A 370-nucleotide genomic window follows, 5' to 3' on the forward strand; every position below is an offset into this window, starting at 1 on the left:
GTCGTCCGCAATCTGAAAGCCAGTCTGCAGATCAGCAACTGTCAGCCGCTGAAGCACAGCGGCATCCGCTCGCAACGGTTCGTCGGCCTTCGCTGAGAAGACGCCGCGCGCAAACATGTCCAGACTGGCAAGCGCCAGCCCCTCCGACCGGCCGACACTTGCGCCCGTCAAGGGATCGCGATAGCGCCACGACGGACCTGCTCCGGCGTCGAGCAGCACGCTGATCATGGCAAGGTCAAACTCGGCGCGGGCGCGCTCTTTCCTGTCGCGCCAGTTCCTGGCGTCGGCAAGGGCCGCCCAGCGATCGATGCCGCCGACGACAAAATGGCGCCAGCGCGAATGAAAGGGAACATCGAACGTCGGATAGGCC

General features: G+C 64.9%; 1 protein-coding gene. It reads right to left on the reverse strand.

What is annotated here, in order from left to right:
* A partial coding sequence (locus tag QSV46_RS39235) for a DUF1688 family protein (RefSeq protein WP_314964026.1) occupies window positions 1–370 on the reverse strand: 370 nt, incomplete at both ends.

Origin of the sequence: Bradyrhizobium cosmicum (assembly GCF_032290525.1) — a bacterium.
In the GTDB taxonomy this organism is placed as follows: domain Bacteria; phylum Pseudomonadota; class Alphaproteobacteria; order Rhizobiales; family Xanthobacteraceae; genus Bradyrhizobium; species Bradyrhizobium cosmicum_A.